This is a genomic window from Gordonia oleivorans, from assembly GCF_040044975.1.
GTDB classification, from domain to species: Bacteria; Actinomycetota; Actinomycetes; order Mycobacteriales; family Mycobacteriaceae; genus Gordonia; species Gordonia oleivorans.
In genome coordinates this window covers 103,846-118,805 of record NZ_JBDZDI010000010.1, presented here as the reverse complement: position 1 = coordinate 118,805, position 14,960 = coordinate 103,846, and the positions used below count along the sequence as shown (strand labels likewise).

Annotated in this window: 13 protein-coding genes; 5 read left to right on the top strand and 8 right to left on the bottom strand. The window is 66.2% G+C overall.

From position 1 onward, the window contains the following. Window positions 1-28: 28 nt before the first annotated feature. The 3 genes from ABLE92_RS15720 to ABLE92_RS15710 all read right to left on the bottom strand — a co-directional run bounded on the left by ABLE92_RS15720 (window position 29) and on the right by ABLE92_RS15710 (window position 3,753). Window positions 29-1,024: a ribonuclease HI gene (locus ABLE92_RS15720; protein WP_348805734.1), complete on the bottom strand. Its 996-nt coding sequence runs from the start codon at window positions 1,022-1,024 to the stop codon at window positions 29-31. A 137-nt stretch (window positions 1,025-1,161) separates the two neighbouring features. Further along, window positions 1,162-2,193: an ADP-ribosylglycohydrolase family protein gene (locus tag ABLE92_RS15715; protein WP_348805733.1), complete on the bottom strand. Its 1,032-nt coding sequence runs from the start codon at window positions 2,191-2,193 to the stop codon at window positions 1,162-1,164. A 288-nt stretch (window positions 2,194-2,481) separates the two neighbouring features. Then, entirely contained in the window at window positions 2,482-3,753 is a 1,272-nt protein-coding gene (locus ABLE92_RS15710; protein ID WP_348805732.1) for a vWA domain-containing protein, read from the bottom strand. A gap of 97 nt (window positions 3,754-3,850) precedes the next feature. On the opposite strand from ABLE92_RS15710, the gene ABLE92_RS15705 reads away from it, so the two are divergent. Beyond that, a complete protein-coding gene (locus ABLE92_RS15705; RefSeq protein WP_348805731.1) occupies window positions 3,851-4,561 on the top strand; it encodes an NUDIX hydrolase in 711 nt (236 codons plus the stop codon). After that, window positions 4,558-5,094 (top strand): hypothetical protein, encoded by a 537-nt coding sequence (locus ABLE92_RS15700; protein WP_348805730.1) that lies wholly within the window; start codon window positions 4,558-4,560, stop codon window positions 5,092-5,094. The genes ABLE92_RS15705 and ABLE92_RS15700 overlap by 4 nt, the downstream gene beginning before the upstream one ends. 54 nt (window positions 5,095-5,148) lie before the next feature. Here the strand turns inward: ABLE92_RS15700 and ABLE92_RS15695 are convergent, their stop codons facing one another. Next, window positions 5,149-6,711: a class I adenylate-forming enzyme family protein gene (locus ABLE92_RS15695; RefSeq protein WP_348805729.1), complete on the bottom strand. Its 1,563-nt coding sequence runs from the start codon at window positions 6,709-6,711 to the stop codon at window positions 5,149-5,151. Between the two features lie 611 nt (window positions 6,712-7,322). On the opposite strand from ABLE92_RS15695, the gene ABLE92_RS15690 reads away from it, so the two are divergent. The 3 genes from ABLE92_RS15690 to ABLE92_RS15680 are packed head-to-tail and all read left to right on the top strand — an operon-like array spanning window position 7,323 to window position 10,410. Beyond that, window positions 7,323-8,363 carry an acyl-CoA dehydrogenase family protein gene (locus tag ABLE92_RS15690; protein WP_348805728.1) on the top strand — a complete coding sequence of 347 codons (1,041 nt, stop codon included), beginning with the start codon at window positions 7,323-7,325 and terminating at the stop codon, window positions 8,361-8,363. Then, on the top strand, window positions 8,360-9,715 hold the full coding sequence (locus ABLE92_RS15685) for a PIG-L family deacetylase (protein WP_348805727.1): 1,356 nt from the start codon (window positions 8,360-8,362) through the stop codon (window positions 9,713-9,715). The genes ABLE92_RS15690 and ABLE92_RS15685 overlap by 4 nt, the downstream gene beginning before the upstream one ends. Continuing rightward, on the top strand, window positions 9,712-10,410 hold the full coding sequence (locus ABLE92_RS15680) for a glycosyltransferase family 2 protein (protein WP_348805725.1): 699 nt from the start codon (window positions 9,712-9,714) through the stop codon (window positions 10,408-10,410). The genes ABLE92_RS15685 and ABLE92_RS15680 overlap by 4 nt, the downstream gene beginning before the upstream one ends. A 26-nt stretch (window positions 10,411-10,436) precedes the next feature. Here ABLE92_RS15680 and ABLE92_RS15675 read toward each other — a convergent pair whose 3' ends face one another. The 4 genes from ABLE92_RS15675 to ABLE92_RS15660 form a co-directional block, all read right to left on the bottom strand. Continuing rightward, on the bottom strand, window positions 10,437-11,837 hold the full coding sequence (locus ABLE92_RS15675; RefSeq protein WP_348805774.1) for a cytochrome P450: 1,401 nt from the start codon (window positions 11,835-11,837) through the stop codon (window positions 10,437-10,439). A 160-nt stretch (window positions 11,838-11,997) separates the two neighbouring features. Then, complete coding sequence (locus ABLE92_RS15670) at window positions 11,998-13,503, bottom strand: flavin-containing monooxygenase (protein WP_348805724.1); 1,506 nt, start codon at window positions 13,501-13,503, stop codon at window positions 11,998-12,000. An 82-nt stretch (window positions 13,504-13,585) separates the two neighbouring features. Continuing rightward, a complete protein-coding gene (locus ABLE92_RS15665) occupies window positions 13,586-13,990 on the bottom strand; it encodes a hypothetical protein (RefSeq protein WP_348805723.1) in 405 nt (134 codons plus the stop codon). A 129-nt stretch (window positions 13,991-14,119) separates the two neighbouring features. Then, complete coding sequence (locus ABLE92_RS15660) at window positions 14,120-14,944, bottom strand: class I SAM-dependent methyltransferase (RefSeq protein WP_348805722.1); 825 nt, start codon at window positions 14,942-14,944, stop codon at window positions 14,120-14,122. Window positions 14,945-14,960 lie beyond the last annotated feature (16 nt).

Genomic DNA, 14,960 nt, shown 5'->3' with positions numbered 1-14,960 from the left:
CACCCGGCGCTGTGGTCGAAGTGGCGGTTTACGAGGCACGCGATTCGCCGACGTGCTCAGCGCGGAAGGCGTCGGCAAACCCGTCGGCCAACCCTTGTGCGCGTCGGTGGTACTCGTCGTTCGTCAGGTCGTTGCCCGGCGTCAGTCGCCGCGACGCGAGACGCGCGAGGGCGTCGGCACCCTCGTTCAGCAGGTGACCGCGATGGCCCGGCTGCCACACGATGTCGATGCGGTCGCGGTGCGTCTGGATGCGCCGCTGCGCCTGGACGAGGCCGGCCGGACCGTTACCACGGTCAGTGGTGTAGCCGTCGGGGAGAACCGTGATGCCCGCAGCCCATTTGCGCACCATGGTCACGGCCAGTCGGCTGTCGGTGAGGATCGTCAACGGTGCGTGACGAATGGCCCGCACGGCGTCGTCGATGGCGCGGAGCTCTGCGACGAGAACGGGATTCGAACCGATTACCTTGCGTGAGTGCGTAAATGCGCGCAGACCGTACCTGCCGTCGGTGGCGAGCCAGCCCCAACCGGTGATGGCACCGCGGACCGATCCGTCGGTGGCGACCGTGACCGGCTCGAAGTCCCGGGCGCTCGGCGGCGCCGGCGCCACCTCGGCGTTGATCCGTGTATGGGCCTTGTGAAACAGGGGCGCGTCCGCGGGGGCTGCGAAATCGAGAAGCACCCCCGGAAGCAGTGTCTCGATCTCGATCTTGCTGCGCCACAGAGGACTTCCGGCCGACAGCTGGACGGCGAACCGTAGTCGCGGGTGCCCGGCCGCGCGACGCCGGATATCGACGAGGGCGTCGAGGACCGCAACGTGCGTGCTCGGCGAGGACACCCGGCCGACCCACTCCACGTCGTCGGAGCCCGCGGCGCAGTAGACATACCGGGCGTCGGCAACCCGTCGAACGGCGAGCGCCACCGAGGTCATCGGTTGTGGCTCCGCTGGGCGCAGGCAGCCGATGTCGAGGCGGGGACGACGCGTGGGCAGCGGAACCGGTGCGGGATGTGCGTTCGCGCTCTCCATGATTCGTCGTCCTCTCGTCGGGTGCTGTGTTCGATCATTCTCGCGGTTGATCATTCCATGGGGGTCCGACAGTTTTCGGGTGTGCGCGGCGGCAGACGTTCCGATGGTCGACGTCGCTTGACTGCGTGTGAGCGCCGTCAGGAGCGCACCTCGTTTGCTGTCGCTGGCAAGGTCTTGTCGGTCAGCGTTGCCAGATCGGTGTAGGTGGTCGCGTCGCCGTCGACGAACGGCCAGCCGTGCACGGCGTCGCGGTGCGTCCCCGACACCGCACTCGCCCCCCACCGAGCTCCCAACAATCCGCCGGCGATGGCCGCGACGGTGTCGGTATCATCGCCGATACGTATTGCGGTATACAGGGATTCGACAAGAGTCTGATGCGCATCCGCCGACGTGCGGGGTGTCTGCAGGATCGACGCGGCCGCCGCCTGCAGCGCTCTCACGGTGAAACCGTTGGGGGCGAAGCCGGCCGGATCGGCGGTGGCCGCCTCCTCGAGCCACGTCGACCATTGACCGCGACGTCGCGAGGGCAGGAGGTCGAGTCCGGCGGGGATGTCGACGCGACCGTCGAGGATGGCGACACGAATGGCCTCGCACCAGATGACGCACGAGTCACCGGCCAGTGCGTCGCTGTGGGTCAGCCCGGCGACGGCGCGGGCGGCCTCGGCGAGCATGGCGCGGTCGTCGAGGTGCGCGAGTGCGACCGGCGCGGTGCGCATGAGCGCGCCGTTGCCGGCCGAGCGTGGATGCTCGGCGGCGTGGATCAGTGACTCCTCCCGCATGATCGCGCCGACCGGCGCGTCGGGATCGCCGTGCAGCCTGCGTCGCGTCGCCGACAGCACGGCGTAGGTCTGGTTGCCGATGTCCGGTGGGCAATCGCCCGGAAAGTCGTTGAGCCATCGCAGGAACTGGCGTGCGACCGCGTCGAGTCCGGCGTCGGAGGTGAGGTCGTGACCCTCGGCGGCGGCGGTCGCGATGGCGACGGCCATGGAGGTGTCGTCGCTCCATTCGCCCGGCTGATAGGAGCCGAGTCCGCCGCCGATCATCTCCGGGATGTCGGTGGGGCCGAGGCGTCGGCCGAACTCGTACGGGACGCCGAGGGCGTCGCCGACAGCGGTGCCCAGGAGGGTGCCGTGGGCGCGGTCGAGTTGAATGTCGGTGAGTGAGGGCATGTGGGTCCTCTCGCGGTGTGTGCTGTGGTGGGGTTTCGTCGTCGTGTCACCGGATCTCGACTCGGTGCTCGCCCTGGGGGCTCGCACCGCTCGACCGGCGAGATGGTGGTCTCGATACGCCGATTCGCAAGCTCGTCGGCTACTCGACCAGCGGCAGGCTACTCGACTGGCGGAAGGGAGGCGGGCCGACCAGCGGGGGGCTGGGGAGGCGGGCCGACCAGCGGGGGTTGGGGAGGCGGGCCGACCAGCGGGGGTTGGGGAGGCGGGTCGGCAACAGGACGGTGCGGCCTACCCACGCCCCCGCTTGCGGTTGCTCTGCTGGTAGGAGTCGCGGGAACGCTTGGAGGCGTAACCGGCTCCCAGAGTGGATACTTCGGCCTCCAACTGATCCAGGAAGGCGATCTCGTCGGCGGCACCGACGACCGGGGGCGCGCCGGCCACGTCCATTGCGTCGAGGAAACTCGCCCGCGACCGGGCGAGGTACTCGAGTCCGGCTGCGGTGTCGCCGGACTCGTAGGCGCGCGACGCCTCCAGCTTCGCCTGTTGCCCTTCCTGATACAGCTTCTCCGACTGCACGGTGGGGTCGGGGATGCGGTCGCCGAGCTCGTCGCCGGGCACCGCGTTCACCGAGATGGGCAGGGCCACCGTGTGTTCGGTGAGGGTCGCCGTCTGGACCCAACGCAGTTCGAGGGTCGCGATCTGGGCCAGTCCCAGTGCGGCGAGGCCGGTGACACCCATGCGCAGCAACAACTTCCGCCCCTCGTCGGCGTAGAGGTCGCCGAGCTCGATCATCACCTCGCCGTCGGCAGTCTGGTTCGCGGGCAGGTCGTTGTACAGCGAGAGTTCGCCGACCTGCTCGACGTAGCGCACGGTGAGCGTGACGGCCTGGGCCGACTTCGACAGCAGCCCTTGTACTTCCGTACCGATGGCAACGCCCGCGGCGTCGGGGTCGTCGGCGAAGGTGTGGTTGCCGTTGCCGGCCCGGGTGATCACCTCGAGCAGCGACTCGTCGTAGCCGCGTCCGTACCCGAGTGTGGACGTCACGATGCCCTCGGCGGCCGCCTTGGCGGCGATGCTCGCGAACTCGTCGTGATCGCGGATACCACGATTGATGTGGCCGTCACTGATGACGAGGACCGTCCCGCCGGAGATCCCGGCCACACCGGCGGCGCGACGCAGATCCTGCAAGCCGCGCAGGTATCCCGACGACAGGTCGGTGCAACCGCCCGGGGTGACGGCGCCGATCGCGTCGACGGCGCGCTGCTTGTCGGCCAGGGGTGCCGCGGGGACCACGACCATCGCGGCGTCGTCGAACGCCACGACGCCGAACACATCCTTCGGATCGAGCTGTGCGACAACACTTGTCAGCGCCTTCTGGGCGCCTTCCAGCGGCGGTCCGGACATCGAGCCGCTGCGGTCGAGCACGATCTGCAGTGCGGTCGGTGGGCGCGGCGCATCGGCGGCCGGCGCTGCGGGGGCCTGCAGTTCGAGCATGACGGTCACCTCGTCGGCGGTCTCGTGGGCGACGACATCGACATCGAGGGCGGCGGAGAACTTCATGGTCTGACTCCTTCTCTCCGCCCCGGCATCCGACCGAGGCGACTTTGCGCGATTATGAGATTATTACTTTACGCAGATTCTCGCATAGGGTGTTTCCGTGGCTGCTGCGCGAACCAGTCGACTGACCGACTATCCGCGACCCAATGTCGCCGTCGACATCGCTGTGCTCAGCGTCGTCGATGCGACCCTGTGCGTGGTCGTGCAACGCGACGACGACGGCACCGCGATGCTGCCGGGGCGATTCATCCGTGAACGACGCACTGTCGCCGACACCGTCGGTGAGGTACTCCAACTCAAACTGGGGCTCTCGCCCGATCACATCCATCCGCACCTGCTGCGGGTGTTCGATGATCCTGATCGAGATCCTCGGGGATGGACGATCTCGATCGCGCATGCCGTCGCTCTGCCTGCCGCGCAGCTGACGGATGTGGTCGGTGAGCTGGTGCCGGTGACGCCCGCCGGCACGCTCACCTCAGGCGAGGTGTTGCTCTACGACCACACGCAGATCATTGCAGCCGCCACCGACAGTCTTCGGGAACGCTACGAGGACCGCCCGGATCCGGATAACCTGCTGCCGCAGCCCTACACCCTCAGTGAACTGCGTGAACTCCACGAGGCCATCCTCGGCAGGCGGCTGATGCGGGATTCATTCAACCGACGGGTGCAGCCGCTGCTGGCACCACAGACCGACGCGACCGGGTCGCCGGTCACCCGGGCGGCCGGGGGCCGCCCGGCACGCCTGTACGCCAAGGACGGACCACCGACCGCGACCTTCGGATGGAAGCTGCCCAGCAGGGACGACGGATGAGCAACCGGCACTCAGACTCCCGGCTCTCAGACTCCCCGCACCCGCACCCCCGGCGTCGGCGCATCGTGGTCGCCGCGATCGGGGTGCTGGTCGTCGTGGTGATCGCAGCGGTCTGCTGGGCGGTTGCACACCGAGACTCCGGCGCCAAGAAGTCCGAGTCCGTCACCGCGTGTGAGGCGGCGCTCCGGCACGAGGTCGCCGCGGAGTATCAGCAGAACAACGGGATCGACGCCGGTGCCGCCGCCGACCGGGCGGCCGCGGTGCGCTTCAGTGGTGGGGATGTCCGGAAGACCATCATCAGCGAGGACCTCCAGATCGCGATCAGCAGCGACGGTCGTCGGGACTCCGACGTCGACACGGTCTGGGAGATGTCGACCACGGTCACCATTCCCCAACCGCTACCGAAGAATTCGAGCTACGCGCCGACGGACTCCGCGAGTTGCGTCATGACCGTGTACACCGACGGCACGATCAGCGTCAGCAACCAGGAGATCACCGCACCCGTGGGATGGTCGACGCCCTACACGCCGTGATGGTCGTGGTGGACGGTGAACGGTGGACGACGCCCCGACAACCGGGACAACCGGCTACAGCCGCACGGGCACCGCATGCCGGCGTCGGAGCTCGGACTTGTTGATCTTGCCGGTCGGCGTCGTCGGTAGCCTGTCGAGGATGGTGATCTCCTCGGGCTGCTTATAGGGTGCGAGTTTTGTACGGCACAACTCGTACAGTTCCTCGACGTCGACGGGTTCGTCGACGGAGACGTATGCCAGTCCCGCCTCACCGAAGCTGTAATCGGGTATCCCGATGACTGCCGCTGCCGTGACATGCAGATGGGAGGTGAGGAGGTTCTCGATCTCGGCGGGGTACACGCTGTACCCGCCGCGGACGTACATCTCCTTGCGACGGCCACGCAACACGAGGTGGCCGTCGTCGCGCTGCGCGACGATGTCACCGGTACGTACCCACCCGTCGTCGCCGAAGGTTGCTGCGGTGGCATCGGGCCGCTGCCAGTATCCAGCGGCGGTGATGCTGCCGCTGATCAGGAGTTCGCCGTCGTCGCCGGGCGCAACGTCGTGGCCGTCGCCATCGATGACCCGCACCTCGGTGTCCCCGACGGGGACACCGAGCGTCGTGATCAGCGTGTCGAGGTCGTCGCCGGTCCCCGAGATCACGGCGCCGCCCGAGGTCTCCGACAGGCCGTACAGATTGGCCAGTCGTGCCGTCGGGAACGCTTCGGCCACTCGGGCACCCAGCGCCGGTTCGAGATTCGCGCCACCGACCACGCAGGTCCCTACTGCCGACCGGTCCGAGTCGGCGAACTTCGGGTGCGCCATCATCAGCTGATACATGGTCGGCACGCCAAGACAGACCGTGGCGCGATGGGTCAGCATCGCCTCCAGGGAATGCTGGGGATGGAACTCCGGCACCAGGATCAGCCGCGCGCCGATGGTCAGGGCGGCGACCACCGTGCAGGTCAGACCCCCGACATGGTTCATCGGCATGTGAGCGAGGAAGGCATCGTCGGCGGTGTGACCCAGGTGCTGCGCCTGCGCACGAGCTGAGGCGAGAATGCTTGCGTGCGTGAGCATGGCGCCCTTGGGGGCTCCGGTGGTACCGGAGGTGTAGAGCAGAAACGCGGGTGTCATCGGATGCACGGGGGCCCACTGCTGTTTGGTCTTCGGTGCGGCCGTGATCAGGTGATTCCAGGTGCGGCTGGTCGAGAATCCGCCGTCGCCGAGAAACACGAAATGCTTGACCCCGGGGAGTCGATTGCGGAAACGCTCGAGGAACCTCGCGAAGTCGAAGTCTCGGGTTCTGTCGGAGCAGATCAGCACCGATGCTCCGGACTCGTTGAGCATGAAGTCGAGCTCGCGTTCCCGGTACAGAACGTTGAGGGCCACCACCGTCGCACTGAGTCGGGTGGCGGCAATCAGGGTCAGGATCCATTCCGGACCGTTGGGCGCTGCGATCGCGATGCGATCACCACGGCTCACCCCGATGGTGTTGAGGCTTCGTGCGAGGCTGTCGGCGGCGTCGGCGACCTCGCGGTATGTCCAGGTGCGTTCGTTGGTCACCAGAAACGGCGCGTCTGGAGTGCGCTCGACGACGTCATCGAATACGGCAGGAATCGTCGGGGCCGTACTCATCGAACCGGTCATGCGCGAGCCTCTCCCAGCTGACGACGCCTGATACGTCCTATTTCCATACCTAATCAGGACCAGGGGCAACAGGCAATGGTGTGACGGCGTGCGCGGGGGTGCACCAGGCGGCACCCCCCACCCACTGACCGTCAGATCAGCGTCGCAGCAGCGTGAACACACCCCAGCCGAGGTGCTCCCGCATGCACCGCGAACAGCGTCCGGATTGCCGTCGAGGCAGCGGCGGATGGGCAGCCTTTGCGCTGCCGCGTGGCGATCCCAGCTGTTCCGGTCGGACGGGTTCATCTCGACAACGTCATACGCGAGGTCACCGAAGCGGCCCATCAGCTCGGGCAGCGGCAGAAGATCGACGACACTCGTTGCACCGCATCCCTGTGCGGTCTCGTCTCGCCTCGCACGATTGCCCTCACCACGCCGACGGTGGTAGCCGGGCTATCATGATCAGGTGGCGACTGCCACAGAAGTGTTCCTCCAGCCTCGGGGAGCGCCACAGCTGAACCGACATCGGCGGTAGGTGACTTTCTTGAGGTCCACGAAACATCAACGGTCGGCACCCTCCGACGTCGAACCACGGTCCGATCGTCGATCCACGGTGCGGCATGACCGTCCAGCCTGAGCGTCTTGAGCCGGTGGTGCTTGCCGGTGATCCGCCGGACGGCGAGAGCCTCGACTGCCTCAGGGCGTTGGTCGACGACGTTCCGGTGCCCGTGAACACCATCCTCGAGCATCTGTGTGAGCTGGGCCGCGCAACACGAGCACACGCGAATGAGGTCTCCCGCTGGTCGCTGCTCGCCACCGTGGCGGCAATCGATCTCACCGTCGCCCGAGTACTCGAACCACACCTTGACGCGCTCACGATCCTCGACGAGGCCCACTCCCCGGTGGCCCTCGATGCCGATGGCCTGCGCTGGGGTGTCTACGCTGCCGAAGGACCAGAACGCTTGTACGCGAATCATTCCGGCAATCGATGGGAGCTCTCCGGCATCAAGCCGTGGTGCTCTCTGGCGGACCGTCTCGACCGCGCGTTGGTCACGGCCTGGACCTCGCCCGACACGAGGCGGCTGTTTGCGATCGACCTGACCGATCCGCGAATCGCCGTCGGCACCGAAGCATGGGTGGCGCGAGGCCTCACCGCGGTGGCATCGCCGAGTATCCATTGTGAGTCAGCCGCGGCGATACCGGTGGGCGGGGATGGCTGGTACCTCACACGAGCCGGATTTGCGACCGGGGGGATTCGGGTCGCGGCGGTGTGGTTCGGCGGCGCGGTCGGCATCGGTAGAGTCCTCCGAAGACGCAGTGACCGTGACGATCTGGATCAGATAGGCAGGATGCATCTGGGCGCTGTCGACGAGGCACTGCATCGGGGCCGCTGCGTCTTGAACGACGCGGCGGCCCGTGTCGAAGCCGACGACACCGACGGTGCGGTACTGGCCTGGCATGTTCGCCGTGGGATGCGCGGTGTCGCCGAGGAGGTCATGACACGGGCCGCTCATGCGATGGGGCCCGGGCCTGCGGTACATGACGCCCGCTACGCGGCGCTGGTCGCAGATCTGAGCGTCTACCTGCAGCAGGAGCATGCCGACCGTGATGCCGCGGCGCTGGGGCAGGCGGTCGCCGACGGACGGGGCCTGGTGATATGACGACCGCCGAGGACTTTGATCCAGCGGACCCCGGGACGCTGGAAGTTCACTGGCGCAACCACTTTGCCTCGTCGTCGCAGCTGGTCCTCGATATCGAGAAATACCGGAATATGGTCGTGGTGGCCGCGCATCCCGACGACGAAGTCCTTGGTTGCGGTGGTCTCATCCACCGTGCCCTGAGCTCAGGAGCCACCGTCACCGTCATCCTGGCCACCTGGGGTGAGGCGTCGCATCCCAGTTCGAACACGATCAGTCCGGCGGCTCTGGGCCTGCGTCGACAGAACGAGATGCGCAGTGCTCTGGCAGCCCTTGAAAGTGACACGGGCGCAACGATCGATCTGACCGCACTCGGCTTTCCTGACGGACGCGTTGACGCGTATCGGGCAGACCTCACCGCGGCGATCGTCGACGCCGTCATGTGCATGGGCGGCAGCACCCTCATCGTGGCACCGTGGCGACACGACGGTCATCCCGATCACGTGGCGGCAGGCATGGCGGCCGCCGCCGCAGCGGCGCGTGCCGGGTGCGTGCTCGGCGAGTACCCGATCTGGTTCTGGCACTGGGGAACACCCGAACAACTGCCCCGTACCGGAGTGGCGATACATCGACTGTCGGCGGCAGAACACTCAGCAAAGCAATCGGGTATCTCCTGCCATGTCTCCCAAGTTCGGCGGCTCTCCGACGAGCCGGGCGATACTCCGATCCTTCCCGCTCACGTACTCGATCATTTCGACCGCGACTTCGAGGTCGTCATCCTCGATCCGACGCCCACCGATGTCTCGGCCTTCGACGAGTTGCATCGTCGGCACCGGGATCCATGGCGGGTGTCCTCCGGTTACGAAGTCGCCAAACGCCGTGCCACCCTGGCCTTGCTCGACGACCTGCCACGACCCCACCGCGTCCTCGAAATCGGCTGTTCGGTGGGAGCGTTGGCGGGAGACCTGGCCGACATGTGCGATTATGTCGATGCCATCGATCCTGCGCCGGCCGCCGTCGAGGCAGCCCGTCGACGTACTTCCGAGCACCGAAACGTCACCGTCTCGGAGGGATGGGCACCCGATCATCTCCCGACGGGCCCCTACGATCTCGTGGTCCTGTCCGAAGTGGGCTACTACCTGAGTGCGTCACAGCTCGCGCGGACGTTGTCTGTCATTCAGCAAATCCTCAGTCCTGGAGGATATCTCGTCGCCTGTCATTGGAGCCACCCGATCCGTGGGTGGCCCCTCGACGGTGCCGCCGTACACGCCGCCATCGACAGCACCTCCCATCTGGAGATCGTCGACGCAGCCCATGACCCCGACTATCTCCTCGGTCTCTGGCGGCACCGCTCCTCCCCGTCGTCGATGCCATGAACACCCAACTGACGCACATCCATGTTGTGGTGCCTGCCCGAAACGAGGAAGGTCTCATCGATCGCTGTCTGAGCATGATCGCGAGGTGTCGGGACGAACTCGTATCCAAGCGTGCTCCGATGGCCGTCAGTGTCACCGTGGTGCTCGATCGATGCGACGACGGGACTGCCGCGATCGCTCATCGACATGGTGCCCGGCTGGTGGAATGCGACGCCGGGACTGTCGGAGGGGCACGCCATCTCGGCGTCACCGCGGCGCTGGGCAGCGTCGGAGACAGCGAACTCGCCAATCACTGGATCGCGAATACCGACGCCGATTCTGCGGTCCCGCATGACTGGCTGATCGCGCATGCCGAACTCGCTTCGGCCGGTGCAGATCTTGTCGCGGGACTGGTCACGCCCGACGAAGCTCCCCTGACACCGCATCAGCGAACTCGCTGGCATCTCGCCCATCCGGTAGAGTCCGGGCACTCCCAGATCTACGGTGCCAACCTGGGCATTCGCGGCGACATCTACCGCGCGATCGGAGGTTTCGAACCACTGGCCACCGGCGAGGACCGGGCACTGGTTGCGGCGGCCGGCGTGCTCGGTGCGATCACGGTGGCCACCGCCCGCGGTATCGTCAGCACCTCCGCGCGTCGATATTCGCGCGCGCCCAACGGTTTTGCCGAATGGGTGCACAGCGCTTCGCGGTGACGGGTCGGCTTATCGTCGACGCAGTCCTACCGTCGTCGCATGTCGATCGGCAGGCCGTCGGCAGGGGTTGGGCCCGTTCCGTATTCGAGACTGAGTCGGTAATCGGCGGGGACCGACCATTCGAAGTTGAGCAGCAACTGATGCATGATCGACTTCACTTCCATGCCGCCGAAGTAGAGGCCGATGCACTTGTGGGCGCCGCCGCCGAAGGGTGACCACGCGAAGCGGTGCACCTTGTCTTCCCGGCGTTCGGCGGCGAAGCGTTCCGGATCCCAGACGGTTGGATTGGGCCACCATTCCTCGCGAAGCATCGTCGCCCACGGGTGGATCGCGATGACGGTACCGGCGGGGACGAAGTGGCCGAGGATGTCGGTGTCGGTGATGGTCTTGCGGAAGAGCATGCCGACGGGCGCATTGATGCGCAGGGTCTCCTTGAACGCGAGGTCGAGGCTGGGCAGCTTGTCCTGGTCGTCGTAGTCGAGGGTTGCCTTGCCCAACGCCAGCGACTCATCCCGAAGTCGTTGCTGCCATTGAGGATTGCGCCCCAGATAGTGCGCCATCATCGACAGGGCGATGGTCGAGGTGTCGTGTGCGGCCATCATGACGAAGATCATGTGGTTGACGACGTCCTCATCGGTGAAGGTATTGCCCTCGTCGTCCTCGCTGTGGCACAGCACGCTGAACAGATCGTCGCCGGGATCGCTTCGGCGCGAGCCGATCTCGGACCGGAAGTACTCCTGCAGGGTCTCACGACCGCGGAGGCCGCGGGCCCAGGTGAAGTTGCCGACGTCTGCCCGGATGATCGCCTGCCCGCCGCGTACGGCGGCCTCGAAGGCGACTTCGAGGCGCCGGTTCTCGGCCCCCTCGAGGGTCGATCCGACGAACACCTCCGACGCCAGCGAGAGCAGCAGCTCCTTGGTTTGTGTGTACATCGGAAATCCTTGACCCACATCCCAATTGGCGAGCGTCTTCTCGATGTGCGGGGTCATCAGATCGAGGTAGCCCAGCAATCGCGGCTTGGCGAAGGCTTGCTGGAGAATACGGCGATGATGCATGTGCTCGCCGAAATCCATGAGCATGATGCCGCGACGGAAGAACGGGCCGATCATCGGTTCCCAGCCCTGCTCACTGGAGAACGCCTTCTCCCGGTTCATCCATGCACATTCCACGGCCTCGGGTCCGACCAGGGTGACGATGTTGTCCTGCAGCGAGCCCGACCACGACACCGGGCCGTACTTCTCGAAGCGCTCCATCGCGCTGGCGAGCGGGTCGGCGAGCATGTCGACGGTGTGGCCGAGGAACGGGATGCCTGCGTCACCCATCACCGGCTTGAGGCCGGAGTCGGCCGGTGGCTCGGCGAGCGGCTTGGCCGGATCGGGGTAGTAGGAGGTGGCCTTGTTGAAGGCGTGCTGGAATCGTTTGGCCATCACCGTCGACATCGTCAAATCCTCCGGCTCCTCGGTTGGCTCGGTCGGCGGGAACTCCGCCGGAGCTTAGACACAAACTGCATTAAGTGTGTCAATGAGGCTGAGTGTACCGCGCGGTGTGGCCGACGTCACGCCCGTGTTTTCCGGGGTTCGGTGTCGACTAACGCCCGGCGATGCCACTGTCCACGACCCGGGGAACACGCCCGAAGACGAGGCCGTCGTTGACCTTGTCGAAACGGTGCTCGAGCAGGTCGCGGTAGTAGTTGTGCCGCACCTGCCACCGACCGCGGGTACCCGACTTCGGATGCGCCTCGGGGCTGCGCCGGACGTAGTTGGCCTCGAGGTCCCACACCGACTTGCTGGGCATCGACTGGCTGCCCAGATGCGGGTACGCGTGGGTGTAGCCGCGGTCTCGCATGTACTCCACCAACTGGGCGATCGACTGTGCCGTCAGGTCCGACCGCAACGTCCACGACGCATTGGTGTAGCCCAGTGACCAGGCGATGTTCGGGACATCCTCGAGTAGATGGCTCTTGAACAGGAACCGGTCATGAGGCTTGATCTCGTCACCGTCGACACGAATGACGACCCCGCCGAAGGCCTGCAACGTCAGGCCTGTCGCGGTGACGACGATGTCGGCGTCGAGATGGCGACCCGAGGTCAGAGCGATGCCGGTGCGCTCGAAGTGATCGATCGTGTCGGTGACCATGTCCACCGAACCGTCGGAGATGGCCGCGAACAGGTCACCGTCGGGCACCATGCACATCCGCTGATCCCACGGGTCGTAATCGGGGTTGAAATGCACGTCGACGGGATAGCCCTCGGGAAGTTCCTTGACGACCCCCGCGCGGATCATCTTCCGGCCGAAGTTCGGGAACCGGTGAGTGGCGTGCACCAGCGCGGCGGTCTGCAACGCGTAGCGCGACCGCACGACGCGGTGCGCGGCGTTCTCCGGCAGGAGTTTGCGGACCAACGGGGCAAAGTACTGCTTCTGCGGTGAGGAGTAGATGTAGGACGGCGATCGCTGCAACATCGTCACGTGTGACGCGGTTCGGGCCAGCGCGGGGATCAGGCTGACCGCAGTCGCGCCGCTGCCGATGACCACGATCGGTTTCCCGGAGTAGTCGAGATCCTCCGGCCAATGTTGCGGATGAACCACCCGGCCGGTGAAGTCGCCGATCCCGGCGAAGGTCGGAGTGTAGGGGTGGTCGTAGTCGTAGTAACCGGTCGCAAACGCGAGAAACCCGCATCGATGCTTCTCGTCGCCGGCATCGGAGGTGACCGTCAGCGTCCAGGTGTCGGTGGCCGAATCCCAGTCCGCGGAGGTGACGCGGCGACCGAACCGGATGTGGTCATCGATGCCATGAGTGTGCGCGGTGTGGGCGATGTAGCTGCGGATGTGCTCGCCGTCGGCGAGTGCCTCGGGACGCCGCCACGGTTCGAACGGGTAACTGAGAGAGAAGATGTCGCTGTCGGAACGCACCCCTGGATAGCGGAACAGGTCCCACGTACCGCCGATCCGCTCGCGGCGTTCGAGGATGGCGTAGGTGACCTCGGGGTTGCGCTCCCGTAGTCGGTAGGCGATATCGATCCCGGAAAGGCCCGCGCCGATGATGACGACGTCTGTGCGGATTTCGGTGGGGTTGTCCTCGGCAGCGTCGCTCATACTGACCCGTCTCCTTCGCGTGTGGCTCCCTCGTATGGTTGACACGCGGACACGGTGTACGCAGGCGTTCGCCGAAATCAGCTCATCCGCGGGCGAGATGGAACCTCAGCAACACTGCCCGACCGTTGATGGTGTCGCCCCAGTACCCGCCCCGCCCGTCGGGTGTCAGTTCATCCCGGACGAAGCCGATCGACGTCCCGCTGTAGTCCACGACGATCACCGGTGCATTGTTCAGTACCGAACGGCCGGGGTATGCGCGCCCGGGGAACGCCCACCCGATCGCGGTGTTGTTGATGACGGCACCACCGGTGAAGCGTTTGCCGTACCAGACCGTATTACCGGGCGGAAAGCTCGTGACGTTGCCGGCGTAGTACCCGCTCGGCATCGGCAATGCCGCTGCGGCAGGCGATGCGACCGACAGGCCGATGGCGACGGCGGCGGTGGAGATGATGATGGCGACGAACGCGCGAATACTGGTGCGGTACATGATGACTCCTCACCGGGGGTGGTGCCCGGAATCAGATGGTTGTCCGACCCTGCCTTCTACGATGGCACAGAATCGCTGACGCCGAGAGTCTTTCGGAGCGAACCCGGACCTGCGCCGACGCCGCCGGACCTACGCCGACGCCGAACCGGCGTCGGCGGTGAACAGATTGATGCGATATCCGGTGACCATCGGTGTCCACCCGATGGCCCGCATGCCGTAGCGGTAGATCGCCGGCCAGGTGCGGGCCACGGTCGGTTGTGGCTGGGCGAGCGTTCTCGATTCGACGAGCCGTAGACCGTAGGGCTCCAGGGTCCTGGGATCGTCGCAGATCCATTTCATCCGCGCCGGAACGGCTTTGAACACCGGATTGCGATCCTGGCTCTTCATCATCAGCGAGCCGCCGGTATCGAAAGCGATCGGCGAACCTGGGAAAGCTGTTGCCAGGGAGCGCAGTTCGTCGACGACTTCGGACTCGTCGAAGTACAGCAGTACCGCCTCGGTGACCAGCATGATCGGTCCGCCACGTTCGGTGACGATGGCGTGCCAGGCGTCGTCGAACAGCGATGCCGCGACCATCGTGTAGCGGTCGGAATCATCGAAGAACCGGCGGCGCAACGACATCGTGTCGTCGACGTCGAGATCGAACCAGCGCACCCGCCCGTTGTCGAGGCGGTCGAACCGGGTCGACAGTCCGCATCCGAGATCGACGACGGTGCCCTCGGGGTGTTCGGCGAGGAAATCGCGAATGTAGCCGTCGAAGATGTCGGCACGTAGGACCGCCCCGGCGAGCGACGGGCCGCGAAACTTGGCGAAGTCGTAGTCGATGGCGTCGACGAGTTCGATCGCTTTTCGGTCACCGAGGATGCCGCCACCGGATCGACGGGCGTCCTTGGCCCGCCCGTACAGCGGGATGAGAAGGGTTTCCTGGATGTCGCCGAGGTCGGGGGGTGCCACGCCGCCCAGCCTAACT

Excerpts from the sequence above, each read along its gene's own strand:
- ABLE92_RS15720 (WP_348805734.1), bottom strand. The coding sequence starts at position 1,024 with ATGGAGAGCGCGAACGCACATCCCGCACCGGTTCCGCTGCCCACGCGT.
- ABLE92_RS15715 (WP_348805733.1), bottom strand. The coding sequence starts at position 2,193 with ATGCCCTCACTCACCGACATTCAACTCGACCGCGCCCACGGCACCCTC.
- ABLE92_RS15710 (WP_348805732.1), bottom strand. The coding sequence starts at position 3,753 with ATGAAGTTCTCCGCCGCCCTCGATGTCGATGTCGTCGCCCACGAGACC.
- ABLE92_RS15700 (WP_348805730.1), top strand. The coding sequence starts at position 4,558 with ATGAGCAACCGGCACTCAGACTCCCGGCTCTCAGACTCCCCGCACCCG.
- ABLE92_RS15695 (WP_348805729.1), bottom strand. The coding sequence starts at position 6,711 with ATGAGTACGGCCCCGACGATTCCTGCCGTATTCGATGACGTCGTCGAG.
- ABLE92_RS15690 (WP_348805728.1), top strand. The coding sequence starts at position 7,323 with ATGACCGTCCAGCCTGAGCGTCTTGAGCCGGTGGTGCTTGCCGGTGAT.
- ABLE92_RS15685 (WP_348805727.1), top strand. The coding sequence starts at position 8,360 with ATGACGACCGCCGAGGACTTTGATCCAGCGGACCCCGGGACGCTGGAA.
- ABLE92_RS15680 (WP_348805725.1), top strand. The coding sequence starts at position 9,712 with ATGAACACCCAACTGACGCACATCCATGTTGTGGTGCCTGCCCGAAAC.
- ABLE92_RS15675 (WP_348805774.1), bottom strand. The coding sequence starts at position 11,837 with ATGGCCAAACGATTCCAGCACGCCTTCAACAAGGCCACCTCCTACTAC.
- ABLE92_RS15670 (WP_348805724.1), bottom strand. The coding sequence starts at position 13,503 with ATGAGCGACGCTGCCGAGGACAACCCCACCGAAATCCGCACAGACGTC.
- ABLE92_RS15665 (WP_348805723.1), bottom strand. The coding sequence starts at position 13,990 with ATGTACCGCACCAGTATTCGCGCGTTCGTCGCCATCATCATCTCCACC.